Here is a 26,871-nt window from a genome sequence, read left to right on the forward strand (position 1 = left end):
CGATTTCACATGACTGCTGGGGCATTTCGTGCGCAGCAAGGAGGCTATTCGCGGCCGAGCAACCCCAGCAGCTGGCCTGGGCTCCGGGCATAGTGTCTTCCAAGTTTGCGTAGGGCGGCAGGCTCGTCCGGTCAGGTAGCGGCGACCTGTGTGGTCGCCGTTGTCGACCTCACCGAACGTGCAGGTCCACTTGACACTGTCTCGGACCTCGGTCAGACGTAGCGTCCCGCACGTCGGCTCAGCATTACCCTCGCCCTACGCCGGTGCCGTCGAATACTTGCGCAACGATCTGGCGTAATGATGGCTCGTCGAGAGGGGCGTGGCCGAACAGCAATCGCAAATAGAGGGGGCCGTAGACACCATCGAGGACTAGTTCCGGGTCTGTGTCCGCAGGGAGTTCATTCCGCGCCATCGCGCGTTCGATCACCTCTACACCCGCCGCACGTCGCGGAGTTTGCCAGCCATCTCGCAGTGCGGTGGCCAGGTCAGGGTCATACCGGGCTTCACCGAGGAGTGAGACAAACAGCGACCCGAGGACTGGGTCACTGAGAACACGAGCCAGCGACGTTGCCTGCGCCACTAGATCCTCTCGTGCCGAGCCGGAGTCGGGGAACATGATCTGAGGGTGCACCGAGGTCAAGAACGCCTCGACAAGGATGGCCGATTTGTGGTTCCACCAACGATAGATCGTTGCCTTGCTGACCCCGGCTCGCGAAGCGATGCCATCGATCGTGACGGCTGCATAGCCTTGCTCTCGAACCAGAGCCAGCGCGCTCTCCAGTACGGCTCTGTGCGAGCGTGCTGAGCGGCGGCCGGGTAGCTGTTCACGAGTCACGGTACGACACTACCCTTGACGAAACGAATCGTTTCGTTCACTCTTCATGCATGACGTCACCCGCCACAGATTCGCCGACCACAATTGGCGTACTCGTCACTCACCGAACCCGAGAAGGTCAACGGGATGCGGTGCGCAAGATATGGGAACGGCACATGGCTCCAGCTGTGGCGGCCAACTCCGGTCACTTGTCCTATGTCTATTGCTTCGACGATGACGACCCCAACGTCATCTCAGCGTTTCAGGTCTACCGAGACGCGAGGGCAGCAGAGGACTTCCGGCACTCCGCCGAGTACGAGGCGTACGAGACCGAAGTAACTCCGCTTCTCGTCGGCGTCCCGTCCGTGGTCCGGTTGACACCGATGTGGACAAAAAGCGACGTCAGCTGAAGCGTGCGTCCGCGTCCAGGGTCGCCACCGTGAGCAGGGTGCGACTCCATCCGGGGCATGCGACCAATTCAGCTACGCGGGCTTGCCTCTGAGATACTGCATGTTGCATCCGATACTCAAGGCAGCCAACACCTTTCAAAGTCGCAGCTCGGCTGCGGCGTAGTCGCCCGTTTGGTCGCCGGCACGCTGCAGACACTGTCCTCGGCGGTTCCAAATTGCCGAACCGCCGCTGGTTACGGGGAAGCCGCCACCCGTGGCCCCTGCGAATCCAGCAAAGACGACGGCGACACCGAATCGCTCGACGATCGCGACAGCCCTGTCGTCGAAGGCAGAGAGCTCCTCGGGACGGTGGAGAAGGCCAGCAGCATAGATATCGATTCCGGCGTCGGCGGTGGCGTCGAGATGTTCGCTGATACGGGTGTCTTTGCACACCCCGAGGCCAACCCGCCACCCATCGACGGTGACGACACCTGGTGTGCACCCAGCGACATACGCGTCGACCTCGGCTCCGCCCAAAGACATTCTCCGGTAGGCGACTTGGGCACCGGAACCATCGACGGCAATTACGCCGATGGCTCTGCGGCTCTCGCATCGCACCGCGGCACCCACCAGCGCGACGGTATGTGTGTCTCGACATGCCTCGGCGATGACATCGAACGCCGGATCATTCGAATGCACGACAGGTGCGTCCATCGAGTACCCGGTCAGTGACATCTCAGGAAAAACCACCAGCCGCGCGCGAGACCTACGAATTGCATCGGCATGAGCAAGTGCATTGGTGTCGGAATCGTTCAGGACGGTCTTCGGTTGCGCTGCAGCGACCGTGAGGCGACGTGTGTCTGTGACAGAGGACGGCGGCACCGCAGTGTTCTCTGACATTCCCATCGACCTTACGTTGTCAACCTAATCGAAGGATTTTGGCGGTGCGCCTGGCACGTGACCAAAGTCGAAGATGTCGTCGCGCACCGAGATCGGCTGACCGTATCCCGCGCAGCAGGTCACCACCGAATGCGAGTAGCGGCCCGCACCGGGGCAATCGACTACTTCCAATATGCAAAGCTACCGGAAAACCTTCATATTCATTGTGCTGCAGCATATTTGGCTAATTGGACCAATCGCTTGCGGTCTTGGAAGCCTCGACCCACGCAGCTGAAGCGCCCATTACATGGGTGCCGGAGCGTTCGGCTATTCTTCGGCTCATGCGAGTGGTGTCAGTCAATGCCTGGGGTGGAGCAATGTACGACCAACTCACTCCATGGCTGCAAGCTGTGAATGCAGATGTCATCTGTCTGCAAGAAGTTACTCGCACTCCTCGGAAGTCGGGGTGGGCGACATTTTCTGACGGTGAACGGACACTCCCGCAGCGGTTGAACCTCTTCGACGACGTGTCTGCGGCCCTGCACGGGTACACCCCGTACTTCATTGCGAATGACGCAGGTCCGGTCACTGATGGCGACAACGTTCGGCTGCGACAGGACTTCGGCATCGCGACATGGGTTCGCGACGAGTTCCCCGTCGTTGGGCTCGACGCCCGATTTGTGCACTCGCACTTCATCGATCACACAGACTGGGATGTCGAGGACCGACCCCGTGCAGCACTGACGGTCACAGTCCGAGACCGCATAGGCGAAAAAACAATATCCGTGACCCAGCTGCACGGCCTTCGTGATCCGGCGGGCAAACAGGACACACCCGCCCGTGCGGAGCAAGCCGCAAAACTAGGTTCGATTGTCGACCAATTCTCCGCCGCGAGCGATGTCGTAGTTCTCTGTGGCGATCTGAACCTTCTGCCGTCGAGCGCGACCTTTCGAACGTTGCGAGAACACGGAATGGTCGACCTCGTCGGCGACGCCGACACCAGGGCGTCCAGCTACACCAAACCGATTCGCAATGCCAGCTACGTTCTGGTCTCGTCCACGGCGATGGTGCGCAAGTTCGAGATAGTCGTCGAACCAGAGGTTTCCGATCACCGACCACTCATGCTCGACATCTGAACAGAAATGCGATCCATTGTCTCCTCAGCATCGGCGTCCCCACCTCTCGTCTCGCGCACGCGGTGCCGTGGGCAGTCATTCGGGACTCACCTGCAGTCACCGGGTTCCGAAGTTGCCAGCGAAAACTAAGGGATCGTCCACTTGACGTGTTGGGTGGGTGAGGGCGGATCGTTTTAACCACTGAAGTAGTCAATCGCCGATTCGGCCGCGGAGATGTCCTCAGGGTGGACGCGTTACGTTGATGATCGATGGCTTGATAATGAACTGTCTGAGAGGGTGCACGAATGAGTGCAGTCGATTGGTTGCTGGCGGGCCCGCGTGGTCGTCGATTGCTCCTCGAGTATGCGCTGCTCGCAGAGGAAGATTCGGACGTCGATGCCGAGGACTCGTTCCGCGCTGCGGCGTTGCTGGCATCGTACCGCCTTGACGTCGATCAGGGTGCCGGAGTGGTGATGTTCGGACCCGGCGCGGAGGAAGCGCGGCGGACCGTGGTGACAGCGGACGACGTCGCGGATCGCCTGTCTCGGGTGCCGCTGCCGGAAGTGACAGCCGGCGTGCTGCGTTCGGTCCTTGCTGCAGCGGTAGATCACGCGATGTACTGGCAGCCACCGAGCGGTGAGGACATTCTCGCGGCCACCGCCTCTGTACGGGGCGAGCTGGAACGGATCGCTGAACACCTCGCCTCATCACCGCACGCACAGTGGTGGTCGACGGGTCTTGCTGCGGCTGATCAATGGATCGTGGAGTGGGTCGACACAGACAGGCAATTCCGGCGTGACCCGGCGGCCACACCGACCACCGCGGAAACGTTGCGCCGCTACGGTGTTCGCACGGCGAAAGAGGAAGAACGAGCAGCGAGCGAGCGACCGGCGGACCCGGCTGCGGCCTTTTCCGGTGAATGGTGGTCGGTTCCTCCGACACGGAGTTCGACTCGCTCGTTGTTCGATGGCACTCCAGCGGAGCTGTCGTTCGTTGAGGACGGCATGGGCTGGCAGCGGGCGGTCTCGCGGCGCATGCGTGTACCCGGCGGTGTTCGCGTCTACGAGATCGACGGCGCACAGGCGTGGGCGCAGCTGTGCAGAGAGTTCACTGTCGAGGTCACCGCGCAGAAGCGGCACGACTGGTACTCCACCACCGGGCGGGCGGGACGATGGGTCATCCCCGACTGGCCACGAGTGGCCGAGCACTACGACGGTATTCACCTCACCGTCTGCGGCTACCTTGCCTCGGCTGGGACAGCCGTCAGCCTGGACGACGACACGTCAAGTGTGATCGCGGGATGGGCACCTGACGAAACGTATTGGCTCACCGACGTCGCAGCCGCCGGCGACGGCGACGAGGCCCAGGTGTGGGTGTGCGACACCGACGGGGAGCACCCCCAGTGGGCCGTAGAAAGGCCTCGCTGACGCTGGCAGCGGCGCACCTGGTGATCGATGCGCAGCTTGCGAGGGAGCGCTCTTGCCGACAGAGCCCTGGCTCAAATACGGCCAGTTTTGATATGCTGGATTACCCGCAAACCCTGTATATGCTGTGCTGCAACGGTTTTGAATCAAAAGCCGTTGTTGATTCGCTGGCGTCTCGATGAGTGCGCGGTCGAGGGACAGGGTGTTGCCGTGGTCGTAACTCTTAGCGACTACTCAACCAATTGGTGGGGAGGGAAGCGCCAGCCTCGGCGAATCTACGGTGATAGAACGCACTACGGAGTAGCTCGCCGAATCGTTGATGTGTGCGCAGAGTCGGCAGGCGTGGGATCCCACAAGCCAGTAGCTGTGCCTCGATCGAGGTGATCGGCGTACACGTCGACTTTCCAGGCGATCAGTGCCCGGCATTCCTCGAGCGCCTGGATCTGCGCTTCGACGCGTTTGTTGTGGGTGTCGAGCAGTTGTAGGCGTTCGGCCTCGTTGCCCGGGCCCTGGCGTGCCAGTTCCGCGAACCGCTGCAAGTCGGACAGTGGCATTCCGGACTCGCGGAGTTTGACGCAGATCAGTAGCCACTCGACGTCCGACTCTGCGTAGTGCCTTCTGCCGCCGACGCTTCGCTTGATCGGACCGATCAACAGTCCTTGGCGTTCGTAGAAGCGCAACGCGTGGACACTGAGGCCCGTCCGCTTCGCCACTGCCCCGATCGTCAGCACAGAGTCATCTGCCATCACGTATTCCTCTCGACTTGATCTAGACCGCGCTCTAGGTTCTAGCGTGCACCGTATGAAACCGATCCGACAACAGCCCTTCAACTCCGAATTGTCCGCAGCGAGCACCGCCGCGGAGGTGATGACGGAGGTGGACCTGACCGGGGCAACCGCGGTGGTGACCGGGGGCTACTCCGGGCTCGGGCTCGAGACGACGCGCCGACTCGCGGCGGCTGGCGCTCGGGTCATCGTTCCCGCACGCCGCCCCGATCTTGCGCGGACGATCCTCGACGGCGTCCCTCGCTGCGAGGTCGTCGATATGGATCTGTCGAATATGGACAGCGTGCGCGCTGCGGCAACGCACATCTGCGCTTGCGTCGACAAGATCGACATCCTGATGGCCGTGGCCGGTGTGATGGCCACCCCAGAACGCCGGATTGGGCCTGGGTGGGAAGCACAATTCACAGTCAACCATCTCGGCCACTTTCTACTCGTCAGCGAGTTGTACCCGCGGCTCGCCGACGGAGGTGCTCGGGTCGTGGTGAACTCCTCGGCGGGTCACGCGTTGTCCGACATTCGCTGGCACGACCCCCACTTTCGCACCGGGTACGACAAGTGGCTTGCCTACGGACAAGCCAAAACCGCGAACGCACTCTTCGCAGCGCACCTCGACGCCATCGGAAGCCCAGATGGAGTTCGAGGGTTCAGCGTGCATCCAGGCAAGATCATCACCGGTCTACAGCGCGATATGACCCTCGACGAACAGGTCGAACGCGGATGGATAGACCGACACGGCAACGTGATCGGTGCAGACTTCAAAACCGTCGCCCAAGGAGCCGCCACCGGTTTGTGGGCAGCGACGACTCCACACCTCGACGGGCACGGCGGGGTCTATCTGGAGGACTGCAACGTAGCGGCCGTATCCGGAGCCGACGACTCGCTCGACGACGGAGGCGTCCGCGGTTACGCCACTGATGCCGGGTCGGCAGCCCGTTTGTGGGATGTATCGACCGCAGCCACCGCTGCAACTCCCATCGGTCGCCACTGACGCTACCGATCGAGCGGCAGTACCGTGCGACGCGAAAGCGAGACGCTGAGCAATATGGTCAGTCTTGATATGCAGGGTCTCCGATAACTTGGTAAGTGTTGTGCTGCACTATCTTTGAGCCAACCGCTCAATAGGCACTCTTCGGAGAGACTTAACTGTTGCAGCGGGGCGATCGTGTCGTCGGTGACTCGAGTGGCAGGTGCATACGATGGCACCATGATCGGACGCATCGACGAGGTCGTATTCGACTGCACGGAGCCGGCTGTGCTGGCGCAGTTCTGGGCGCTTGTACTCGGCGGGCAGCCTGCAATGAGAGACGACTCATGGCATTTCGTCGATATCCCCGGATTCACTCGGCTGGCGTTTCAGCGAGTTCCGGAGCACAAGTCCGGCAAGAACCGGCTTCATCTGGACGTCGACGTACCGAATATAGACGATGCCGTCGAACAGGCCGTTGGTCTCGGTGCAACGGTGGTCGGCGATCGGCTCTCCGATGCTGCCGGCTCCTTTCAGGTGCTCCTGGACCCCGAAGGCAACGAGTGGTGTCTGGTGACGCCCGCCAGCTGATCAGCGGGCACCGCGCTTGCGCATTCACCTGGGCTATCGCCTCGCTTCCCGTCGTACCAAGCGGAGGGGGTCGGAAGAGTTCTTTGATGTCGGCGATGGGGATCCTCGCTTGTTCTGGGGCTGCGAAGTGGCACCGCGTTCATGACGTCGGTCCACCTGGTGATGGTGTTCTCGGTTTCGGTGTAGCGGCGGATCCCGACGTGATGGGCGAACATGATCGCCGCGGCGGGAACCCCGGACCGTGCTTTCGCTGCTCCCCGAGCAGAATGCAGTGCGTAGCCGACAAAGGCTGCGGTTCCTGCAGTCCGAATTCGGTGTTTATGATCTGTTCGACCCCGGCGGAGGCGGTCACGCATTCCGAGTGACCCGTTCACGTGTACGCCAATCACACTGGTGGGTGCGGCCCGGGCGACGTCCGGACACCGCGGCTCCGATGTCGCCGCCTCGGACTCCGTAGCGGTCGTAACCTAGGCGGTCCAAGAGCTCGACCCAGGCGCTGCCGATGCGCGCCGAATCGCACCCCGAGGTCGTACCCGGGTGCAGAAGCCCAATCCCGGCAACGACGCAATCACCACGAGCGACAGCACTCCCATCCGGTCATCGAAGTCTCAGAGCTTCGCGATGGAGCGTCGTGCATCCGCATCGCTGATTGACGACCTCGACTGAGTGCGGTCATCGTGGACCGATGGAGGCTGTGCCGGACTCGGAGAGTAAGCCACCGAGGAACCAAACGAAGTTCAACACCTCGGATCGAAACTTTTCGATCGGTACCGCTCGCGGACAGGAAACGCTGACGGCGACGGATCGCCGTACGCGTCACTCACTGTTCGCGTGCAGACAGCACACCCGCCTGTGAAGCAGATGATCGGACCGGAAAGACTATGAACGCGATGCGCGTCATGGCGTCAGCGGTGCGACGTTCGACTAACTCGATCGCCGACCTGTCACGCCGTCCGGTGCTCAGATGTAACGCCCGACATCGCACGCAGATATGTGATCGGCAGTCCATCGACACAGAAACGGGAAGCATCAATGACGCGCAAGTACACCGGAGCATCGTGGCTCCTTGTCCCCGCCATCGCCGCGCTCGTGCTGACAGGCTGCAGCAGCACCAACGGCGTCCCAACAGCAGAAAGCAACACCAGAACCGAAGTGCCTACCGCGCCGCCGACCGATGCGGCGGTTCTCATCGGAGCCGCACAGGACGTCACCGACGACGACGTGACCACTCGCATCACCGTCCAAACCCTCACCCCTGCAATAGAATCGAAGTACGGCCTCCCCGCCGCCGGTGAACTACAGCAGATCACGGTCATATTGGAAGGCATCCGAGGGACCACAAACGTCAATCCCCTTTACTTCACCGCCAGGGCGGCCGACGGCACCTCCTACGACGCAGCCCTCGGGACCGTCGACGGGCAACTATCGACAGCAACCGTCACATCGGGCGACCTCCTCAAAGGAGTTGTCGCGTTCGATGTCACCGGACCGCCGATTGCAAGCATTCGCTACAACGGTGCCCTCGGAGACGAGTTGGCGAAGTGGGTCGGACAGTCAGCAGGATCCGCGCCATTGGCAGCCCCCTCGTCAGCGACCGCACCTACGCCATCGACCGGCTCGGAGAGAGGCGACCTCGGCCTTGACTCCGCAATGTCAGTCCCGTCGTGTGACGGCACAGGAATCGTCGTGCTGTATTCAGCCACCAATCCCAATAGCTACGCGCAGGAAGTCGCCGCGCAACTCCTCGCCAATCCAGGTTCGCAGTATCTGCGCACCGACAACGCATGTCCGTCGCTTCGACAGGCCACTACCGACGGAAACCCTATCTATGCCGTCTACCGTATCGCCGGCTTTACCGAATCCGAGGTGTGCGCCGCGGTGACAGAATCCAGCGGCGACTCGTACGGAAAGTGGCTCGACACCACCACAGACCCGAGCTACATCATCCCGTGCTGAACCTGAACCCTGCTCGCAGATGCATCCACCGCGTCAACAGGGGCCGAACCAAGCGAAACCCGAGCCAGCCCCACTGTCTCAACCCGCAGCTTCTAAGTCGGCACAGACCCCTATGGACTCCGCAGCTACTTGACAGCGAACTCGCCGAGTCAAGTGGCTTCATCCACTCAGGTCCATTCGCCCAGCCGACACCGACACCCGACCGTCAATGGGCCCACATGGACCCGACGATTCTCTGTTTCTGGGCCTGTAGGAAACGACCAGTGACATCCTCGCGGCACGCACAGAAAAAGGCGGCTCCAGATTTCTCCGAAACCGCCTCTGACCTGCAACTACCTGTCGGGCTGACAGGATTTGAACCTGCGACCACTTGACCCCCAGTCAAGTGCGCTACCAAGCTGCGCCACAGCCCGCCGCGCCTCGAAAGGCGCTTGATGAGATTACCCCAGCCCCACCCCTGACAGGAAATCGCCTGCTCAGGGGCGGTTCGGGACTACATCAACGGTTGTTGCCCTTGCCCGGCCGTTCCCGCTTCTCGCGGATACGCACCGAGACGCGCACGGGGCTGCCGTCGAAGTTGAACTCCTCACGCAGACGCCGCTCGATGAAGCGACGGTAGCCGGCCTCGAGGAAGCCGGTGGTGAACAGCACGAACGTCGGCGGCCTGGTGCTGGCCTGCGTCGCGAACATGATGCGGGGCAGCCGTCCGCCACGCATCGGCGGTGGCGTGGCCGCCACGACCTCCTTGAGCCACGTGTTCAAGCGCCCGGTGGGGACGCGCTTGTCCCACGACTCGAGAGCCGTCTCCAGCGCGGGCACCAGCTTCTGCACGGCGCGGCCTGTGTGCGCCGAGATGTTCACGCGCTGCGCCCACGGCACCCGAGCAAGATCGCGATCGATCTCCTTCTCGAGCTGCTGACGACGGTCGTCGTCCACCAGATCCCACTTGTTGAACGCCAACACCAGCGCGCGGCCGGCGTCGGAGACCATGCTGAGGACCCGAAGATCCTGCTCCGAGATCACCTGTGAGGCATCGAGAAGCAGAATTGCGACCTCGGCGGCCTCGATTGCGGACTTGGTCCGCAGCGACGCATAGAACTCGGCACCACTGGCATGACTGACGCGCTTACGCAGTCCGGCCGTGTCGACGAATCGCCATGTCTTGCCGCCCAATTCGACCAACGAGTCGACGGGGTCCACGGTAGTGCCGGCAACATCGTGCACCACCGAGCGCTCGTCACCCGAGAGCTTGTTGATCAGCGACGACTTGCCCACGTTCGGCTTGCCGACCAGAGCGACACGCCTGGGTCCCCCACCGGGGATACCCTCACGCGGAGTTTCGGGTAATGCTTCGAGCACCCGGTCGAGCAGATCACCGGTACCGCGGCCGTGGGTGGCGGACACCGACAACGGCTCCCCCAGACCCAGCGACCACAGGGCCGCGACCTCGGACTCGGTGCGGCCGTCGTCGACCTTGTTGGCCACCAACAGAACCGGAGTCTTCGACCGACGCAGCACGCGCGCCACAGCCTCGTCCGTCGTCGTCGAACCGACTCGCGCGTCGACGACCAGCAGGATCGCGTCGGCGGTGTTCATCGCCAACTCCGCCTGGCGCGCAACGGATTGCTGCAGCCCCTTTGCGTCGGGCTCCCAACCGCCGGTGTCCTGCACGAGGAAGCGTCGCCCACTCCAGTTGGCCTCGTACGACACTCGGTCGCGGGTCACTCCGGGAACGTCCTCGACCACCGCTTCACGTCGACCGATGATGCGGTTGACGAGCGTCGACTTGCCGACGTTCGGACGGCCCACCACGGCGAGGGTCGGTACGGCTACAGCGTCTTCGCCTTCTTCACCCCCGTTGAGGTCGACGAATTCCCATTCGCCTTCGTCGCTCCATGTACCGTCGCCCGCGGCTTCCGCTGCGCCGGAGAAGAATTCTTCGCTCACTGCACTGCTCCACTTCTGTCGTTCACCACGAGCAGCAAACGCTCGATCACGCCGTCGAGATCCAGCTCGCTGGTATCGACGATCACCGAATCCTCGGCGGGACGAAGCGGTGACACTGCCCTTGTCGAATCTGCGTGATCGCGGCGCTGCACATCCGCGAGCACGGATTCGTAGTCGTCGCCGCGACCCTGTTCGATGTTCTGTTTGTTGCGGCGTTCCGCGCGTGCCTCCGGGGAGGCCGTCAAGAACACCTTCACATCGGCGTCGGGAAGAACGACGGTACCGATGTCCCTGCCTTCCACCACGATTCGCGCCGACGAGCTCGCAAGGTCACGCTGCAACTGCACCAACACCTCGCGCACCGCAGGCACTGCGGACACGGCCGAGACGGCCTTGGTGACAGCATCTCCGCGGATTTCGACGCTGACGTCCTCACCGTCGAGCAGAACGGTCTCGGACAGCGGGTCCTTCCCGATCTCGAGGGGAAGGGCAGCAACAGCTTTCGCCACTGCGTCTGCATCGGTGGGTTCGACGCCCGAGCGCAGCACCCACACCGTCGCGACGCGGTACATCGCACCGGTGTCGAGGTAGCTGGCGCCGAGTAGCGACGCGAGGCGACGCGATACCGACGACTTGCCGGTGCCCGACGGCCCGTCCATCGCCACGACGAGCGCACTCATCACAGGCCTACGGATTCGTAGAGCTTGCCGATCTCGCCGCGGCCGAGAACACGCAGTGTTCCGGGACGCTGATCGCCGAGCACGATGTTGCCGACATCGGTACGCACGAGGCGTCCGACCGGGAATCCGACCTTGTCGAACAACCGGCGCACGATGTGCTTGCGGCCCTCGTGCAGGGTCACCTTGACGAGCGACTTCCCATCCGAGATGTCGAGCAGTTGGAAACCGTCGACCTTCACCGGGCCGTCGTCGAGGGTGACGCCTTCGCGCAGCTGCTTGCCGAGCGTGCGGGGAATGGTGCCGAACAGGGTTGCCAGGTATGTCTTGGAGACCTCGAACGACGGATGCATCAGGCGGTGAGCAAGGTCACCGTCGTTGGTGAAGAGCAACAACCCCTCGGTGTCGGCATCGAGGCGTCCGACGTGGAATAGTCGCTGCCCCGCTTGGACGCGCTCGGAAACGATGTCGCCGACGCACGGGCGTCCGAGATCGTCGGACATCGTGCACTGCCATCCACGCGGCTTGTTCATCGCGAGATGAACGAGCTCTTCCTTCACCACGACACGGGTGCCGTCGACGCGGACCACCGCGATGTTCGGATCGATACGGATGCCCTGTTCGGTGACGATGCGTCCGTCGACCTCGACGCGGCCGTCAGCGATCAGTTCCTCCGCTGCGCGCCGCGACGCCACACCGGCCTGCGCGAGCACCTTCTGCAGACGGATGCCCTCTCCCACCGGCACGTGCTTACGCGGCGAGGAATCGGTGTGCTGATGCTTCGCCGGCTTCGCGTTGCTGATCGTGGTCGACGGAACCCGCTTCTTCTGCGGCTTCGGCGGCTTGGGGCGCGAGGGCTTCTTGCGGGGAACCGAGTCGTTACTGCGGTCGTTGATGCCCGTGTCGGCGGGCTTGTGATCGAACGATTCCCCCTGCTCGACGCCCTTGCGCGGGGTCGGGCGACCGCCGGTTCGGGGTGCACCAGCGCGAGGTCCGCCGGTGCGGGGAGCTCCAGCGCGGGGAGCGCCGTCGCGAGGTGCGGCGTCGCGGGTGCGATCTCCGCGGCGCGCGTCACGCGGGGTGTCCGACCTACCTGCGGTCGGCTTCCTGCGTGGGTCTTGTCTCTTGTTACGGTCCGGTGTGCCATCACGGCGAGCGGGCTTGTTCACTTGTCTTACCTATCAGTCGTCCGAGTCGAGCTCGGCTGCCGGATCGGGTTTCGATCCGCGGTTCTTGGTGGAGCGGGTCGTTCTGGGGTCGGTGTCCATGCTGTCACTGATCTCGTCGATCAGGTCCACTCCCGGCAACAGCGGTGCCAGTTCGGGTAGATCACCGAGTGATGCGAGGCCGAGCCGTTCGAGGAACAGCTCGGTGGTGCAGTACATCGTGCCGGTCGTCTCCGGGTCCGTTCCTGCTTCGGAGATCAGTCCACGGGCGAGCAACGTACGCATCACTCCATCGACATTGACTCCTCGTACGGCGCTGACTCGTGCGCGGGTCAACGGTTGACGATAGGCGATCACGGCCAGGGTTTCCAATGCTGCGCGTGTGAGCTTCGACCGAGCGCCGTCCAACAGCAGCCGCTCGACATAGGGCGCGTAGGCGGTGCGGGTGTAGAAACGCCACCCGTCACCGGCATAGCGGAGGTCGATACCGCTGGTTCGTTCGGTCAGCGCCGCGGCCATGTCGTTCAAGGCGCGACGCACGCGGGCTACCGATGCACCCACAGCCGAGGCGAGCTGCTCATCCGAAGCGGGGGTGTCCACGATCAGCAGAACCGCCTCGAGCGCCGACGCGAGGGTGGCGTCGTCGAGTTCGTCGGAATCGTCGATGTCCTCCAGCTCGAGTTCTGGGTCGGCACTCATGCGTAGTCCTCTTCCGTGACCACGATGGGCCCGTCGTCTTTTCCGGTCCAGCTCACTCGAAGGTCGCCCAGGGGCTCGGGTTGTTCGAACGCGATCACCTGTTGGCGGAACAGCTCCAGCAACGCCAGGAATCGCGCGATTATTTCGACCTGCACCTCGCAGTCCTGCACCAGCTCCGAGAACGACGCCCATTCGTTCAAACCACGGCCTTGCAGATTCTCCAACAACCACTCGGCTTGCTCGGGAATCGAGACGGCATGCTGATGAATGTGATCGAGCCCCACCTGCGGAATCGGTTTGGGCCGAAACGCTGCCGCGGCGATGTCTGCGAACCTGGCTGGGTCGACGCCGAGCAATACTTCCGGGATCAGATCGGCGTACCGGTCTTCCACCGACACCGATCGCGGATAACGCCGCAACGCAGCTGCTTCCAGCTCACCGAACAGTAATGCGACCTGTTTGTAGGCACGGTATTGCAGCAGCCGCGCGAACAGGAGGTCTCGCACTTCGAGCAGCGCCAGATCCTCGGCATCCTCGACGTCACCCGAGGGCAACAGTCGCGCCGCTTTCAGATCGAGCAACGTGGCGGCGACAACGAGAAACTCTGTCGTCTGGTCGAGTCCGACATCAGCACCGAGCGACTTGGTGAACGAGATGAAATCGTCGGTGACAGTGTGCAACGCGACTTCGGTGACGTCCATGCGGTGCTGGCTGATCAGCGACAACAACAGGTCGAACGGGCCCTCGAAATTGAGCAGCCGAACCCTGAACTTCGACGGATCCGCGTCGGCGGAAACTTCGATCGGGGCCTCGTCGGTAGCGTCGACAGTCACGGACCCGACCGGTAGATCACCTCGCGCGCCAGAGCGCGATATGCCTGTGCGCCGCCGGATTTGGGTGCCCACGTGGTGATCGGCTCACCGGCCACACTTGTTTCCGGGAATCGGACGGTACGGGTGATGACAGTGTCGTAGACGACGTCGCCGAACACCTCGACCACCCGAGTCATCACCTCCCGCGAGTGCAGTGTGCGAGCGTCGAACATCGTCACCACGATGCCCGCCAGCTTCAACCGCGGATTGAGGCGATCACGCACCTTCTCGACGGTGTCGTTCAGCAACGCCAATCCGCGGAGGCTGAAGTACTCGCACTCCATCGGGATCAGAACTTCGTCGGCGCACGTGAGCGCGTTGACCGTCAATAATCCGAGGGACGGCTGGCAGTCGATGAGTACGTAGTCGTAGCGATCGAGGATCGGATGCAGCACGCGCCCGAGCGTCTGCTCCCGTCCCACCTCGGTCACCAGTTGGATCTCGGCAGCCGAGAGATCGATGTTGCTGGGCATCAGATCGAGGTTCTCGACGCGAGTCCGCATGATGATGTCGTCGGCGGACACCTTGGCCTCGACGAGAAGGTTGTAAACGGTCAGATCGAGCTCGTGATGTGCGACGCCCAAGCCCGCCGACAGTGCGCCCTGCGGGTCGAGGTCGACGAGCAGAACACGACGGCCGAAACCGGCCAGCGAAGCACCGAGATTGATGGTCGACGTCGTCTTGCCGACGCCACCCTTCTGGTTGCACATCGCGATGATCTTCGCCGGGCCGTGACTGGCGAGCGGTTGCGGGTCCGGAACCGGCCTCGTCTTTCGACCTGTAGGCCCGAGTGCATCGGGAGCGGGCATGATGTCGCGCGACTCACGACTGGATTCCGGTTGCCGTGTGTGGAACAGAGCACCTTCGAGATGCGCACGCTCCGAGGCTGACTCCGCCGCTGGCGGCTGCGGTGTCGACACGTTCCAGCGCTCCCCTGTCCCGTTCGTCTTCGAGTAGTTCACGCAAACGCTACCGCTTGCGATACCGGCACGGTCATCGGACACGCTGACAGGTGGCGGTCGGCCTCGTGCTACCGCGCCCGAGGATGCGCGCCGGCCCACACTTCGCGCAGCGTGGTGACGGTGACGAGAGTGTAGATCTGCGTCGTGGTCACCGACGCGTGACCCAACAGTTCCTGGACCACGCGGACGTCGGCACCGCCGTCCAGCAGGTGCGTGGCGAACGAATGGCGAAGGACGTGCGGCGAGACACCCGCTGTGATTCCGGCCCGTTGCGCGGAGTCCTGCAACACCTGCCAGGCGCTCTGCCGAGACAGTCTGCCACCGCGCACGTTGAGAAACAGCGCAGGATTCGATCGCGCGACGAGCCCCGGCCGCCCGCGCACCAGGTACGCGTCGACCGCCTCGATCGCGGGCCGGCCCACCGGCACGATGCGATGCTTGCCGCCCTTGCCCCGCAGCAGCACCGACCGGGCCTCGGTGTCGATGTCGTCGACGTCCAGACCGATGGCTTCGGATATTCGAGCACCGGTGGAGTACAGCAATTCGAGCAATGCCCGGTCTCGCAGACCACGCGGCGCATCGGGACCGGCGACCGACGCCGATTCGAGCAGCGCAACGACTTGGTCGACGGGGAGCGACTTCGGCAGTCGCTTGGCCGGCTGCGGCGGCTTCACTTCACTTGCCACGTTGCGTTCGACCATGCCCTCGGCCAGAGCGAAACGGTGTAGACCGCGTACCGCGATCAGAGTCCGAGCCGCCGAACTGGCTGCGAGAGCGGGGAATTCATCGTCGCCGCGGCGAAGGTAGAGCAGGAACTCAGCGATGTCGCTTTCGTTGACCTTCACCAGATCGCTGATTCCGTACCCGCTGAGGAAACGCTCGTACCGCACCAGATCGCGACGGTACGACGACACCGTGTTCGGTGCCGAACCACGCTCGACCACCAGGTGATCGAGATACGTCGAAATCTGATCGCCGATCACGGTGGCTACTTTCGTGAACTCTTCCGAGACTCGAATGCCGTGGGTCGATCCGACCAAGGGGCGTCGGCCGGACGCAACTCGGCTCCTGTGGCGCGAGCGGCCGCCAGCGCGAGCACTCCCGATACGGCCGAGGCGTTGACGATCTCACCCGACAGCGCACGACGCACGGCCTCGTCCATCGGCACGAAGGACAACTCGATGTCCGCCTCTTCGTCGTGTGCCTCCGGCCTATCGACCTGAGTCAGCTCCTCGGCGAGAAAGATGCGAACCGCTTCGTCGGTGAAACCGGGCGACGCGAGCACATCCACCAACACCGACCACTTTCCGGCGGCCAAACCGGTTTCCTCGGCCAGCTCGCGCTGCGCCGCCGACACGGGCTGCTCCCCCGGCTCGTCCAGCAGACCCGCGGGCAGCTCCCAGAGACGGCGTCCGACAGGGTGCCGGTACTGCTCGATCATCGCCACTCGGTCCTGATCGTCGACGGCCAGAATCCCGACCGCACCGTGATGCTCGATCACCTCTCGCTCGGCGCGACGCCCGTTCGGCATCGCAACCTGATCGAGACGCAATGCGAGAATCGCACCGGAGTACGGCACCGACGAGTCGAGGGTGGTGAACTCGTGCCGGGACTCGCTCATCCGACAGTCTCGGCGGCGGCGTCCGAATCCTCTGTTTGCACGGTGTCACCGTGTACGTCGACCGGCAGCCGCTCGGCGGCCTTGTACTTCAGGGCCGCGTTGATCAGCGATGCGAACAACGGGTGCGGGCGAGTCGGTCGACTCTTGAGCTCGGGATGCGCCTGGGTCGCGACGAAGAAGGGATGCACGGACGCCGGCAACTCCACGAACTCGACCAGGTGCCCGTCCGGAGACGTACCGCTGAAGACCAAGCCGCTCTTGGCGATTCGATCACGGTAGACGTTGTTGACCTCGTAGCGGTGACGGTGCCGCTCCGAGACGTTCTCCGTGCCGTACGACGCCGCGACGACCGAACCCTTCTGCAGAATTGCGGGATACGCACCGAGGCGCATCGTGCCACCCAGATCCGCGTCACCCGCGACGGCATCTTCCTGATTTGCCATCGTGGAAATAACTGGATCCTTGGTGTCCGGGTCGAACTCGGCCGAATTGGCATCGGTCAGTCCGACCGAGCGCGCCGCTTCGATGACGATGCACTGCAATCCGAGGCAGAGACCCAGCAACGGAATCTTGCGGGTACGAGCGAATTCGATGGCACCGAGTTTGCCTTCGATACCGCGAATGCCGAAACCACCGGGAATGAGCACTGCGTCCACATCACCGAGTGCCGCCTGCGCCCCCGCAGGAGTCTGACACTCGTCCGAAGGGACCCACTTGATCTCGACCTTGGCGCGGTGGGCGAAACCACCCGCACGCAGCGCCTCGGTGACCGACAGGTACGCGTCGGGTAGGTCCACATATTTGCCGACCAATCCGACACGCACGGTTTCGCGTGGCTGGTGGACGCGCTCGAGCAGTCCGCCCCAGATGGTCCAATCCACGTCGCGGAACGGCAGACCGAGCTGGCGGACGACATAGGCGTCCAGCCCCTCCTTGTGCAGCACCTTGGGAATGTCGTAGATCGACGGAGCGTCGGGAGTGGAGATGCAACCGTCCACGTCCACGTCGCACATCAGCGCGATCTTGTTCTTCAGCCCCGGCGGTACGTCGCGATCGCACCGCAGGATCAAAGCATCGGGCTGGATGCCGATGCTGCGCAGTGCCGCGACGGAGTGCTGGGTGGGCTTGGTCTTGAGTTCACCGGACGGGGCCAGGAACGGAACCAACGACACGTGCAGAAAGAACACGTTGTTGCGACCGACGTCGTGGCGCACCTGACGCGCTGCCTCGAGGAACGGCTGCGACTCGATATCGCCTACGGTGCCGCCGATTTCGGTGATCACCACGTCCGGCTGATGGCCCTGCAGATCAGGGCCGTTCATCGCCAAGATGCGACGCTTGATCTCGTCGGTGATGTGCGGAATGACCTGGACGGTATCGCCCAGATATTCGCCGCGACGCTCTTTGGCGATGACCGTCGAGTAGACCTGACCGGTGGTGACATTGGCGAACCCGGACAGATCTCGGTCGAGGAATCGCTCGTAATGGCCGACATCGAGATCCGTTTCCGAACCGTCCTCGGTGACGAAGACCTCACCGTGCTGAAACGGGTTCATCGTGCCGGGATCGACGTTCAGGTAAGGATCGAGCTTCTGCATGGTCACGCGAAGTCCGCGTGCGGTCAGTAGCTGGCCGAGGCTCGATGCCGTCAGACCTTTTCCGAGCGAAGACGCGACGCCTCCGCTGACGAAGATGTGCTTGGTGTCGGAACGCGACTGAAGGCGTGACAATGAGGCTCCCGTGACGAGTCTGCAGGGCTTGCTCCTACCAGGGGGCTGATAAGAGAGGTACAGCGTGGAAATTGGGCCTGCTACCCACGGGACTTCACGGTAACACCAGTACGTACCTCACCGCCAACGACACGCTCGTTCCTTCGCACCGATCAGTTCGCGGGTGCCCCCACTGTCACGGCATTCGCATTCGGTCCGGTGCCGTACCGACCCGACGCACCGTCCAGCTGTTCCACGAGGGCGAGAACAGTCGTGATGCGACCGGATTCACGGTCGACGTTGTCGACCGTGCTCAGTGAAGACGACAGAGCCGAATCGGCACGCACGACGGCGATGGCACCGTTGCCCTCGGCGGCACCGGATCGGCCGGCCAGTACTGCACCTGCGCCGCGCGAATCGAGAGCGCCCGCGAACCGTGCGACGATGGCACCACGATTGCCGTCCTCGGCGTCCGAAGTGCCGGAACCGGTGACGACCACTGCCAGCTGAGCGGGTGCGACGGCACCGTTGTCGTACGCGATGAACCCGCCGCTGCGGAGTGTCTCGAGCGCCAGAGAGAGCTCCTCGGGAGTCGACTGCGGTTGGGCTGTCTGTGCGTCGAGCAGCAACACCGAACCCAGCAGGTCTCCGGCCAGGCTGCCCTGGTCCACCGCGCCGGTGCGCAGTTGCACGCCGGCGGGAATCACGTTGGTCAGGCGGGTACGCAGATCGTCCCCGTTTGCGGCGGAGACGAAGGAATCGGTCAATGAGACCCGGCCGGTGACCGTGGCACCCGACGCTCCGATCGACTGCGTGACTCCGTCGACGTCACCGGGATCGGCATCCGGGGTGGTGATGACCACGACGGAACGATCGATCAACACATCTTGCAGAACCCGTCCCGCTACCGCGGCATCGAAACCGTCGGCAGAGTTCAGCTGCTCGCCGAGCTGATTGTTGGTCGCCTGCAGATCGTCCACCTGCGTTTCGAGACCGGTCTTGTCGTCGCGTAGGCCGGAGACCAGTCCGCTCGACAGCAGACCCGAACCGAGCACGATGCCGATGGCCAGTGCCACGAACACCGCAGCCAGTGAAATGGCATGTTGGCGAAGCGAAATCACGGAAGCAACCCCTGGACCCACAGTGCGAACCGGTTCCACAGATCGACTGCCCAATCCAACGATTCACCACCGATGTTGGACACTGCCAGTGCCACGATGACAGCGACGAGGGCAGCGAGAATCAGGAGGGCGATCGCACCACCGGACACGCGGCTTCGGTACAGCGTGGCAACGGCTTTGGCGTCGACGAGCTTGGCACCGACCTTGAGCCGCGTCATGAATGCGGCCGGATTGGTGTTACGTCGACCGCGATCGAAGAACTCGTCCAGGCTCGCCGGGCTACCCACCGAGACGATCAGCGAGGCACCGTGGTGATCGGCCAGCAGCAGAGCAAGATCCGCAGCGGCTCCGGTGGCCGGGAACGTCATGGCACCGATGCCGAGATCCTGGATACGTTCGAGACCTTGCGCGTGACCGTCGGAATCGGCCGGAAGAACCACCTCTGCACCACATTTGAGGGTCTGAGCGGTGACGTCCTCCGGGTCGCCGACAATGAGATCGGGCTTGTGACCAGCCTTCATCGCGGTGTCGGCACCTGCCCCGACGCCGATGATGACGGGTGAGTACTCCTTGATGAACGGTTTGAGATTCTTCAGATCCTCGGCATGGCCGGGCCCGTCGGCCACGATCACCACATGACGGCCCTGAAGATCGATATCGATGTCCGGAACGCCGACGCCGTCGATGAGCAGTGGGCTCTCGGTACGGATGAACTCGATCGTGTTGCCGGAGAACGCTTCCAGATGATCGACCAGCCCGGTCTTGGCCTCGATCATCTTGTCCGATATCTCGGCTTCACTCTGTTCGTCGCCTTTGGCGAGGCGGCGATCACCGGTGTAGACACCACCGTCGTTGAGCCGAACCTTGGTTCCGTCCTTGATCTTCTTGAAGATCTCGGTGCCGGCCGAGTCGATCAAGGTGATCCCATTGGCCACGATGGCCTCGGGCCCGAGATTGGGATACCGCCCGGAGATCGACGGCGACGCGTTGACGACAGCGAGCACCCCCGCCTCGACGAGGGCATCTGCGGTCAACCGGTCCAGATCGAGCTCGTCGAGCACGACGATGTCCCCGGGGCCGACCCGTTTGAGCAGCTTGGCAGTGTTGCGATCGACTCGCGCGATTCCGGTGATTCCGGGCAGCGAATCCTGACTACGTGACAGCAGTGCCGGCATCTTCATGCACACCATGATGACCCGAGCGACACGCCCGGCGATGGAGGCGCGCCGAAACAACTACCACACTGATCACATCAGTACCAACTGTTACAGGGCGGCTCGATCCGCATTTGCGGTGGCCAACAGCTCCTCGGCATGCGCGCGACCGGTCTCTGTGTCGTCGAGGCCTGCGAGCATTCTCGCGAGCTCGACGACGCGTTCCGACGACGACAGCGTCCGAACTCCGCTGTTCGCCGCACCTTTCTTCGCATCGGTCTTGTCGACCACCAGGTGCGTATCGGCAAACGCTGCGACCTGCGGCAAGTGGGTGACGACGATGACCTGGTGCGTGCGAGCCAACCGGCCCAGTCGACGCCCTACCTCGACGGCCGCGCGACCACCCACTCCGGCGTCGACCTCGTCGAAGACCATCGTTGCGCCCTTGTCCGAGCCCGCCAGCACCACCTCGAGCGCCAACATCACCCGCGACAGCTCACCACCCGACGCACTCTTGCTGATCGGAAGCGCCTGGGCACCGTCGTGCGCGGACAGACGAAACTCGACCTCGTCGACACCATTGCTGCCTGCATGCAGTTCGGCACCGTCGACGAGAATCGGAGCCGAATCCGAAGGCCCGGCAGAAAGTGCGCGAACGTCGATCTGCAGCTTGGCTTTTCCCATCGCCAGGCCGGCCAGCTCGACACTGACCGCCTTGGAAAGTTTGACGGTCGCCTTCGCGCGCGCCGCACTGAGCTTCGATGCGGCTGCCGCGACGTCGACCGCAGCAGCGTCGACCTGGGCGCTGAGCTCGGCGAGCGCATCGGCGGAGGTGTCGATGCGCGAGAGGCGCTCGCGGGCATCCTCCGCCCACGCGATGACACCGTCGACATCGGCGGCGTACTTGCGTGTCAACGACTTCAGCTCGGCCTGCCGATTCAGGATCGAGTCGAGTGCGCCCGGATCCGACGGCAGATCTGTCAGATACGAGGTGAGGTCTGCGCCGATATCTCCGACGATGGCCATCGCGTCGTTCAGTCGCGGTAGCAGCTCGGTGAGCGCCGCATCGTCGGCATGTTCGAGGCGTGATCGCGCCTCGCCCAACAGATACAGCGCGGACGTGGTGTCCGACGCCTCCTCGGTGCTTCCCACCAGCGCGGCCGACGCTCCCTCGGCGGTTTCGCGGAGTGAGTCCAAGTCGCCGAGCCGGCGCACGTCCTCGGCGACGGCGCGGTCCTCCCCCGGTTCCGGAGCCAGCGCATCGATTTCTTGAAGCCCGAACTGCAGTCGGTCGGCCTCCTGAGCCAGTTCCCGGCTGCGTTCGGTGCGGTCGATCAATTCGTTGCGTGCGTCGAGCCACGTCTTGCGCGCGACGCGGTACTTCGCGAGCAGCGATGCCACCGGGTCACCGGCAAATCTGTCGAGGGCGCCGAGTTGCTGATCGGGGCGTAGCAACCTCAACTGGTCGTTCTGGCCGTGCACCGTCAACAACGAATCCGTGAAGTTCGACAGCACAGAGGCCGGCACGCTGCGTCCGCCGAGATGCGCGCGCGAGCGACCGTCGGAATTGACCGTTCGGACAGCAATGATCGAATTGTCCTCGTCGCGTTGCCCTCCCGACGACTCGAGCACCTTGTCGACGTCGTCGATCACCTGCTCCGACGCGGTATCGGTGCTGAACCGCCCCTCGACCACAGCACGCTGCGCGCCGAGTCGAACCCGGCCTGCGTCGGCGCGGGCACCGGACAACAGGTGCAGGCTGGTGACCACCATGGTCTTGCCGGCACCGGTCTCGCCGGTGAGCACGGTCAGACCCTCGTGGAATTGTGCGCTGGCTCCGGAGATCACTCCGAGGCTGTCGATCCGAATTTCTTCGAGCATGCCTACCTCGCTCTCCCCCGCCACCCGGTTACGGGCAGTTCGAATTTCTTGACCATGCGATCGGCGAACGGTGCCGAGTCGAGTCGAACCCACTTGATCGGTGAGGCACCCCGCACCACCTCGACCCGAGCGCCGGCAGGAAGGCTCAATGTGCGCCGGCCGTCACAGAATACGAACCCCGCGTGGCCGCCCGCGTCGATCTCGACCGCCACGATCGATTCCGGGCTGGTGACCAGAGGACGCGCGAACAGAGCGTGAGCGTTGCTCGGAATGACCAGTATCGCTTCGAGTTCCGGCCACACCACCGGTCCACCGGCCGAGAACGCGTAGGCAGTCGAACCCGTCGGTGTGGAAATCAGAACACCGTCGCAACCGAATGCGGATACCGGCCGACCATCGACTTCGAGGACGACCTCGAGCACTCCCAGCCGAGACCCGTTCTCGATACTCGCCTCGTTCAGTGCCCAACCACGATCGACCACCTGATCTCCGACGCGAATCGCGATGTCCAAGGTCATGCGCTGCTCTATCCGGTACTCACCGGCGACCACTCGGGCCAGGGCATCTTCGAGATGGTCTGCTTCGGCCTCGGCGAGAAATCCGACGTGACCGAGGTTGATGCCGAGCACGGGGATCGACGCTGCCTGCGCGAGTTCGGCTGCGCGTAGGAAGGTTCCGTCACCGCCCAAAACCAGGACCATTTCACAACCGACCGCCGCGTCAGGGCCGAATTCGACGACGTTGAGCCGCATGTCTGCGACGAACACGTGGTCGTGCTCTTCCGAATCGGACGCTTCGATCTTCGAGGGCTCCACCTCGTCCACCAACACGCGCAGGCAGATCCCTGCTTCGTCGAACACTTTGCCCACTCGACGCGCCGTCTCGGCGATGTCCGGTCGACCAGGATGGGCGACGAGAAGAATCTCTCGAGCCGACTCCAATTCCGGTGCCGCATGGGACGGAGTCACTGTGGTCCTTCCTCGATGGCAAGCCGGACGAGTTCTGTGATGTCGGCCGTCGGCGATTCATCGCCTGCACCAGCCCTCAGCCACAAAAAGTACTCGACGTTGCCCGACGGCCCCGGCAGCGGGCTTGCCGCTACCGCGCGAACAGACAGATTCAGGCCGACCGCCGCATTCGCCACATCCTCGACTGCCTCGGCCCGCAGCGTGGAATCTCGCACCACACCGCCGGAACCGACGCGATCTTTGCCGACCTCGAACTGTGGTTTGACCATCAGCACCATGTCGGTGCCCGGCTTCGAGCACGCAACGAAAGCAGGAAGAACCAGTTTCAGCGAGATGAACGACAGATCGGCGACGATGACATCGACGGGGCCACCGATGGTCTCGGCATCGATCGACCGCACGTTGGTTCGGTCGATGACGTGCACCCGGTCGTCGGACTGCAATCGCCACACCAGCTGGCCGTATCCAACATCGACAGCGACCACCTCGCGTACTCCCCGACTCAGGAGAACGTCGGTGAACCCGCCGGTCGACGCACCGGCATCCAGGCATCGAGCACGTTCGACCGTCAAACCGAGAGGCTCCAAAGCATCGAGAGCACCGAGTAGTTTGTGGGCGCCACGGGAAGCCCAGCTGACTTCGTTGTCTTCCTCTGCGACCAGAAGTGGGGTACCCGGCTCGACTGCAGTTGCCGGTTTGGACGCAACTGTTCCGGCAATCTTCACTCGACCTGCGTCGATCAGTTCGGAAGCATGTTCGCGGGACCTGGCCAGTCCTCGGCGAACCAGTTCTGCGTCGACACGTGCACGACGGGCCACGTCAGGTCTTGTCGACGGTGGTCAAAGCCCGAACCAACACTTCGTGGGCCCGGTCCAGCACTTCCGCGTCACGTGCCAACGCGTCCGAGTCGACGGCCTCCGAACCGAGCGCGGGCTCAGCATCGAGCTCGGGCTCCGACCCGATGCTGAGCTGACCGAGCAGCGACGACACCTCGACTCTGATGCTGTCCGGATCTGCGGACGGCTCTTCGCCGGCTCCGCTGGGCCGGTGTTGTCCTGGGAGTGGAATCGACGCGCTCATCGCCTCCCACGCTATCGGATGGGTCCGACGAACGCCCGCTCGCGGCCGCTGTACACACCGGCGTCAGCACGCCAGGAGCGAGCGCAGATCCGCCAGGCCTTCCCCATCGAAACGTAGATCGACGAACTCCGCACCCGACCACGCGATGTCGAGGACTGCCAGCAGGCCTTGGAACGCGTCGACCTCAGCGGCACCGTCGAACCTCACGGACAGAATTCGGTCTTCGATGCCGATTGTCCAGCCGTCCTTCCTACCGACTGTCGACACGGACTCTTCTTGATTGAGCACCCCCAGATCGGGACCGATGTGTGTGGGGCGCAGATGTTCGGCAGCCCGAAGCAACTCGGGAGCGGTGCTGACGCCCGTCAAGACCAGCAGCGACGGGAGGGCAGCTTCGTTCGCCCCGGCGATATCGGTATCGAGTCGGTCTCCGACGACCAATGCAGATCGGGCTCCACTTCGCTCGACGGCATCGCGCATGATCGGAGCTGCAGGCTTCCCCGCAACCAGCGGCTCGACGCCCGTGGCGTTCCGTACTGCTGCCACCATCGAGCCGTTGCCGAGGACCAGCCCGCGCTCGGTCGGCAACGTCGCGTCGATGTTGGTCGCCACCCACAGGGCTCCGGACCGAACCGCCAACACCGCTTCCGCCAATATCGGCCACCCGGTGTCGACGGAGTGCCCCTGAACCACTGCCACCGGCTCGTCGTCGGCAGAGCGCACCGGCCTCAATCCCACCTTGTGGATCTCGGCGGCCAAAGCGTCCGTTCCGACGACCAACACCCGTGACCCGGGTTCCAGTTTGCCTGCCAATACCCGAGCAGCGGCTTCCGAGCTGGTGACAACGAACTCCGCTGACGTGTCGAAGCCCAGTTCCCGAAGATGTTCAGCGACATCGCTGGGCGCACGGCTGGCGTTGTTGGTGACGAAGTACTGCTTCTCGTTGCCGCCCGACAACGCCTCGACAGCACCTGGAATCGGATTCTTTCCGGCGTAGACGGTGCCGTCGAGGTCGAGCAACAGAACGTCGTGGGCGTCGCGCAGCAACGTCACTGGCTGCCTCCGGACAGCTCCTCGACCCGCTCTTCCGCGTTGGTCTCACCCTCGACGTCGGCCGCCGCAGCGTTGAGGAACCACTTCACACCTTCGTCGACGCGACCAGCCGCAACCAATGCATCGGCATAGACGTAGAACAGACGAGCCGCCGCGGTTCCGGACCGTGATGCGTCGAGATCCGAGGTCTGCAGGGTGACCACGGCCTGGTCGTACTGGTTGAGATCCATGCGTGCACCGGCCACGACGATCCGAAGTTCCGACGCTTCTTCGCCGCTCAACTCCCGAGCCTCGTCGCTGCGACCGAGTTCGATGGCTCGCTCGGGACGCCCGAGTCCGCGCTCGCAGTCGGCCATGACGGCGATCAGGCCCGGACCACCCGCCATCCGACGGGCAGCACGGAGTTCGGACAGGGCTTCGGCCCATTCACCGGCGTGGTAAGCGGCGATACCTGCGGTCTCACGCACGACGGCGATCCGGCCGGCGCGTTGACGAGCGGCACGCGCATGCAGCAGTGCCAGCTGCGGATCGTCATCGAGCAACCTGCTGGTCATCACCAGGTGCCGAGCCACCGCAGTCGCATTGTTCTTGTCCAGGCTCAACAGATCTCGGCGAACAGCCGGCTCCAGTTGTCCGGCCTCGACCTCGTCGGGCAGATCAGGCTCTTCGGGACGCGGCGGTCGACGATCGGAGGGTGCGCTGTTTCCGCGCCGGTCTCCTGAAAAACCACCCTCTCCACCACGCCTTCGAGGTGGGCCGTCCGATCGACGCGGGTCGCCGCGGCGGTCCTGAGCGCGTGGATTGCGGTCTCTGGCTTCGCTCGGGCGGTTGCCGCCATCCCCTCGGTAGGGGCGACGATCGTTGTTGTCTTCCGACACGGGCGTCCTTTCGACTTTCGGGTACAAACGCAAAAAGGGGACCCACCAAGTGGGTCCCCTTCTTACAACGGGTGTTCGGCGGTGTCCTACTCTCCCACACCCTGTCGAGTGCAGTACCATCGGCGCTGGAGGGCTTAGCTTCCGGGTTCGGAATGGGACCGGGCGT

The 26,871-nt window shown here is 63.6% G+C and carries 26 protein-coding genes, 1 tRNA gene and 1 rRNA gene; 6 read left to right on the forward strand and 22 right to left on the reverse strand.

Annotation, left to right across the window (positions count from 1 at the left end; all coding sequences use genetic code 11):
* Nucleotides 1-244 precede the first annotated feature (244 nt).
* Complete coding sequence (locus ACIGGF_RS05770; protein ID WP_397520404.1) at nt 245-835, reverse strand: TetR/AcrR family transcriptional regulator; 591 nt, start codon at nt 833-835, stop codon at nt 245-247.
* A 50-nt stretch (nt 836-885) separates the two neighbouring features.
* On the opposite strand from ACIGGF_RS05770, the gene ACIGGF_RS05775 reads away from it, so the two are divergent.
* Complete coding sequence (locus ACIGGF_RS05775) at nt 886-1,224, forward strand: putative quinol monooxygenase (RefSeq protein WP_397520405.1); 339 nt, start codon at nt 886-888, stop codon at nt 1,222-1,224.
* A 135-nt stretch (nt 1,225-1,359) separates the two neighbouring features.
* Here ACIGGF_RS05775 and ACIGGF_RS05780 read toward each other — a convergent pair whose 3' ends face one another.
* Nucleotides 1,360-2,103, reverse strand: a complete 744-nt coding sequence (locus tag ACIGGF_RS05780) for a carbon-nitrogen hydrolase family protein (RefSeq protein WP_397520406.1) — start codon at nt 2,101-2,103, stop codon at nt 1,360-1,362.
* A 320-nt stretch (nt 2,104-2,423) separates the two neighbouring features.
* Here ACIGGF_RS05780 and ACIGGF_RS05785 point away from each other — a divergent pair, with 320 nt between their 5' ends.
* Both ACIGGF_RS05785 and ACIGGF_RS05790 read left to right on the forward strand, forming a co-directional pair.
* Nucleotides 2,424-3,218: an endonuclease/exonuclease/phosphatase family protein gene (locus ACIGGF_RS05785; RefSeq protein ID WP_397520407.1), complete on the forward strand. Its 795-nt coding sequence runs from the start codon at nt 2,424-2,426 to the stop codon at nt 3,216-3,218.
* 284 nt (nt 3,219-3,502) lie between these two features.
* Complete coding sequence (locus ACIGGF_RS05790; protein ID WP_397520408.1) at nt 3,503-4,624, forward strand: hypothetical protein; 1,122 nt, start codon at nt 3,503-3,505, stop codon at nt 4,622-4,624.
* A gap of 290 nt (nt 4,625-4,914) precedes the next feature.
* Here ACIGGF_RS05790 and ACIGGF_RS05795 read toward each other — a convergent pair whose 3' ends face one another.
* Nucleotides 4,915-5,367 carry a MerR family transcriptional regulator gene (locus tag ACIGGF_RS05795; RefSeq protein WP_397520409.1) on the reverse strand — a complete coding sequence of 151 codons (453 nt, stop codon included), beginning with the start codon at nt 5,365-5,367 and terminating at the stop codon, nt 4,915-4,917.
* 55 nt (nt 5,368-5,422) lie between these two features.
* Here ACIGGF_RS05795 and ACIGGF_RS05800 point away from each other — a divergent pair, with 55 nt between their 5' ends.
* The 3 genes from ACIGGF_RS05800 to ACIGGF_RS05810 all read left to right on the forward strand — a co-directional run bounded on the left by ACIGGF_RS05800 (nt 5,423) and on the right by ACIGGF_RS05810 (nt 8,917).
* Nucleotides 5,423-6,394: an oxidoreductase gene (locus ACIGGF_RS05800; protein ID WP_397520410.1), complete on the forward strand. Its 972-nt coding sequence runs from the start codon at nt 5,423-5,425 to the stop codon at nt 6,392-6,394.
* A gap of 216 nt (nt 6,395-6,610) precedes the next feature.
* Complete coding sequence (locus ACIGGF_RS05805) at nt 6,611-6,961, forward strand: VOC family protein (RefSeq protein WP_397520411.1); 351 nt, start codon at nt 6,611-6,613, stop codon at nt 6,959-6,961.
* 1,032 nt (nt 6,962-7,993) lie between these two features.
* The gene (locus tag ACIGGF_RS05810) at nt 7,994-8,917 is read left to right on the forward strand and encodes a DUF1942 domain-containing protein (protein WP_397520412.1); all 924 of its coding nucleotides are present in this window, start codon (nt 7,994-7,996) and stop codon (nt 8,915-8,917) included.
* Between the two features lie 339 nt (nt 8,918-9,256).
* On the opposite strand, the gene ACIGGF_RS05815 is transcribed toward ACIGGF_RS05810, so the two are convergent.
* From ACIGGF_RS05815 to rrf, 19 genes are all read right to left on the reverse strand, one after another.
* Nucleotides 9,257-9,330 (reverse strand) — tRNA-Pro (locus ACIGGF_RS05815).
* 85 nt (nt 9,331-9,415) lie between these two features.
* A complete protein-coding gene (gene der / locus ACIGGF_RS05820; RefSeq protein WP_397520413.1) occupies nt 9,416-10,864 on the reverse strand; it encodes a ribosome biogenesis GTPase Der in 1,449 nt (482 codons plus the stop codon).
* Nucleotides 10,861-11,544, reverse strand: coding sequence for a (d)CMP kinase (cmk, locus tag ACIGGF_RS05825; RefSeq protein ID WP_397520414.1), 684 nt, complete (start codon nt 11,542-11,544; stop codon nt 10,861-10,863). Before cmk ends, der begins: the two co-directional genes overlap by 4 nt.
* The gene (locus tag ACIGGF_RS05830; protein WP_397520415.1) at nt 11,544-12,710 is read right to left on the reverse strand and encodes a pseudouridine synthase; all 1,167 of its coding nucleotides are present in this window, start codon (nt 12,708-12,710) and stop codon (nt 11,544-11,546) included. The genes cmk and ACIGGF_RS05830 overlap by 1 nt, the downstream gene beginning before the upstream one ends.
* 12 nt (nt 12,711-12,722) lie before the next feature.
* Nucleotides 12,723-13,406: an SMC-Scp complex subunit ScpB gene (gene scpB, locus ACIGGF_RS05835; RefSeq protein ID WP_397520416.1), complete on the reverse strand. Its 684-nt coding sequence runs from the start codon at nt 13,404-13,406 to the stop codon at nt 12,723-12,725.
* Nucleotides 13,403-14,239, reverse strand: coding sequence for a segregation and condensation protein A (locus tag ACIGGF_RS05840; protein WP_397520417.1), 837 nt, complete (start codon nt 14,237-14,239; stop codon nt 13,403-13,405). The genes scpB and ACIGGF_RS05840 overlap by 4 nt, the downstream gene beginning before the upstream one ends.
* A complete protein-coding gene (locus tag ACIGGF_RS05845) occupies nt 14,236-15,087 on the reverse strand; it encodes a ParA family protein (protein WP_397520418.1) in 852 nt (283 codons plus the stop codon). The genes ACIGGF_RS05840 and ACIGGF_RS05845 overlap by 4 nt, the downstream gene beginning before the upstream one ends.
* 221 nt (nt 15,088-15,308) lie before the next feature.
* Nucleotides 15,309-16,223, reverse strand: a complete 915-nt coding sequence (xerD, locus tag ACIGGF_RS05850) for a site-specific tyrosine recombinase XerD (protein WP_397520419.1) — start codon at nt 16,221-16,223, stop codon at nt 15,309-15,311.
* 5 nt (nt 16,224-16,228) lie between these two features.
* Nucleotides 16,229-16,861, reverse strand: a complete 633-nt coding sequence (locus tag ACIGGF_RS05855; protein WP_397520420.1) for an NUDIX domain-containing protein — start codon at nt 16,859-16,861, stop codon at nt 16,229-16,231.
* Nucleotides 16,858-18,591 carry a CTP synthase gene (locus tag ACIGGF_RS05860; protein WP_397520421.1) on the reverse strand — a complete coding sequence of 578 codons (1,734 nt, stop codon included), beginning with the start codon at nt 18,589-18,591 and terminating at the stop codon, nt 16,858-16,860. Before ACIGGF_RS05860 ends, ACIGGF_RS05855 begins: the two co-directional genes overlap by 4 nt.
* Before the next feature lie 152 nt (nt 18,592-18,743).
* Complete coding sequence (locus ACIGGF_RS05865; protein WP_397520422.1) at nt 18,744-19,691, reverse strand: copper transporter; 948 nt, start codon at nt 19,689-19,691, stop codon at nt 18,744-18,746.
* Nucleotides 19,688-20,872 (reverse strand): putative cytokinetic ring protein SteA, encoded by a 1,185-nt coding sequence (gene steA / locus ACIGGF_RS05870; RefSeq protein ID WP_397520423.1) that lies wholly within the window; start codon nt 20,870-20,872, stop codon nt 19,688-19,690. The genes ACIGGF_RS05865 and steA overlap by 4 nt, the downstream gene beginning before the upstream one ends.
* Before the next feature lie 84 nt (nt 20,873-20,956).
* The gene (recN, locus tag ACIGGF_RS05875) at nt 20,957-22,726 is read right to left on the reverse strand and encodes a DNA repair protein RecN (RefSeq protein WP_397520424.1); all 1,770 of its coding nucleotides are present in this window, start codon (nt 22,724-22,726) and stop codon (nt 20,957-20,959) included.
* Between the two features lie 2 nt (nt 22,727-22,728).
* Entirely contained in the window at nt 22,729-23,694 is a 966-nt protein-coding gene (locus ACIGGF_RS05880; RefSeq protein ID WP_397520425.1) for an NAD kinase, read from the reverse strand.
* On the reverse strand, nt 23,691-24,512 hold the full coding sequence (locus tag ACIGGF_RS05885; protein WP_397520426.1) for a TlyA family RNA methyltransferase: 822 nt from the start codon (nt 24,510-24,512) through the stop codon (nt 23,691-23,693). The genes ACIGGF_RS05880 and ACIGGF_RS05885 overlap by 4 nt, the downstream gene beginning before the upstream one ends.
* A 1-nt stretch (nt 24,513) precedes the next feature.
* The gene (locus ACIGGF_RS05890; protein WP_397520427.1) at nt 24,514-24,774 is read right to left on the reverse strand and encodes a hypothetical protein; all 261 of its coding nucleotides are present in this window, start codon (nt 24,772-24,774) and stop codon (nt 24,514-24,516) included.
* 63 nt (nt 24,775-24,837) lie between these two features.
* Nucleotides 24,838-25,827 (reverse strand): HAD-IIA family hydrolase, encoded by a 990-nt coding sequence (locus tag ACIGGF_RS05895; RefSeq protein ID WP_397520428.1) that lies wholly within the window; start codon nt 25,825-25,827, stop codon nt 24,838-24,840.
* Nucleotides 25,824-26,705, reverse strand: a complete 882-nt coding sequence (locus ACIGGF_RS05900) for a hypothetical protein (RefSeq protein WP_397520429.1) — start codon at nt 26,703-26,705, stop codon at nt 25,824-25,826. Before ACIGGF_RS05900 ends, ACIGGF_RS05895 begins: the two co-directional genes overlap by 4 nt.
* A gap of 73 nt (nt 26,706-26,778) precedes the next feature.
* Nucleotides 26,779-26,871 (reverse strand): 5S ribosomal RNA (gene rrf, locus ACIGGF_RS05905); the annotation flags it as partial.

The sequence above is a fragment of the Rhodococcus sp. NPDC078407 genome (genome assembly GCF_044542515.1).
Taxonomy (GTDB): Bacteria; Actinomycetota; Actinomycetes; order Mycobacteriales; family Mycobacteriaceae; genus Rhodococcoides.

Coding starts and splice junctions, on each gene's coding strand:
- ACIGGF_RS05775 (WP_397520405.1), top strand. CDS start 886: ATGACGTCACCCGCCACAGATTCGCCGACCACAATTGGCGTACTCGTC.
- ACIGGF_RS05780 (WP_397520406.1), bottom strand. CDS start 2,103: ATGTCAGAGAACACTGCGGTGCCGCCGTCCTCTGTCACAGACACACGT.
- ACIGGF_RS05785 (WP_397520407.1), top strand. CDS start 2,424: ATGCGAGTGGTGTCAGTCAATGCCTGGGGTGGAGCAATGTACGACCAA.
- ACIGGF_RS05790 (WP_397520408.1), top strand. CDS start 3,503: ATGAGTGCAGTCGATTGGTTGCTGGCGGGCCCGCGTGGTCGTCGATTG.
- ACIGGF_RS05795 (WP_397520409.1), bottom strand. CDS start 5,367: ATGGCAGATGACTCTGTGCTGACGATCGGGGCAGTGGCGAAGCGGACG.
- ACIGGF_RS05800 (WP_397520410.1), top strand. CDS start 5,423: ATGAAACCGATCCGACAACAGCCCTTCAACTCCGAATTGTCCGCAGCG.
- ACIGGF_RS05805 (WP_397520411.1), top strand. CDS start 6,611: ATGATCGGACGCATCGACGAGGTCGTATTCGACTGCACGGAGCCGGCT.
- ACIGGF_RS05810 (WP_397520412.1), top strand. CDS start 7,994: ATGACGCGCAAGTACACCGGAGCATCGTGGCTCCTTGTCCCCGCCATC.
- cmk (WP_397520414.1), bottom strand. CDS start 11,544: ATGAGTGCGCTCGTCGTGGCGATGGACGGGCCGTCGGGCACCGGCAAG.
- scpB (WP_397520416.1), bottom strand. CDS start 13,406: ATGAGTGCCGACCCAGAACTCGAGCTGGAGGACATCGACGATTCCGAC.
- ACIGGF_RS05845 (WP_397520418.1), bottom strand. CDS start 15,087: ATGCCCGCTCCCGATGCACTCGGGCCTACAGGTCGAAAGACGAGGCCG.
- ACIGGF_RS05855 (WP_397520420.1), bottom strand. CDS start 16,861: ATGAGCGAGTCCCGGCACGAGTTCACCACCCTCGACTCGTCGGTGCCG.
- steA (WP_397520423.1), bottom strand. CDS start 20,872: ATGAAGATGCCGGCACTGCTGTCACGTAGTCAGGATTCGCTGCCCGGA.
- recN (WP_397520424.1), bottom strand. CDS start 22,726: ATGCTCGAAGAAATTCGGATCGACAGCCTCGGAGTGATCTCCGGAGCC.
- ACIGGF_RS05890 (WP_397520427.1), bottom strand. CDS start 24,774: ATGAGCGCGTCGATTCCACTCCCAGGACAACACCGGCCCAGCGGAGCC.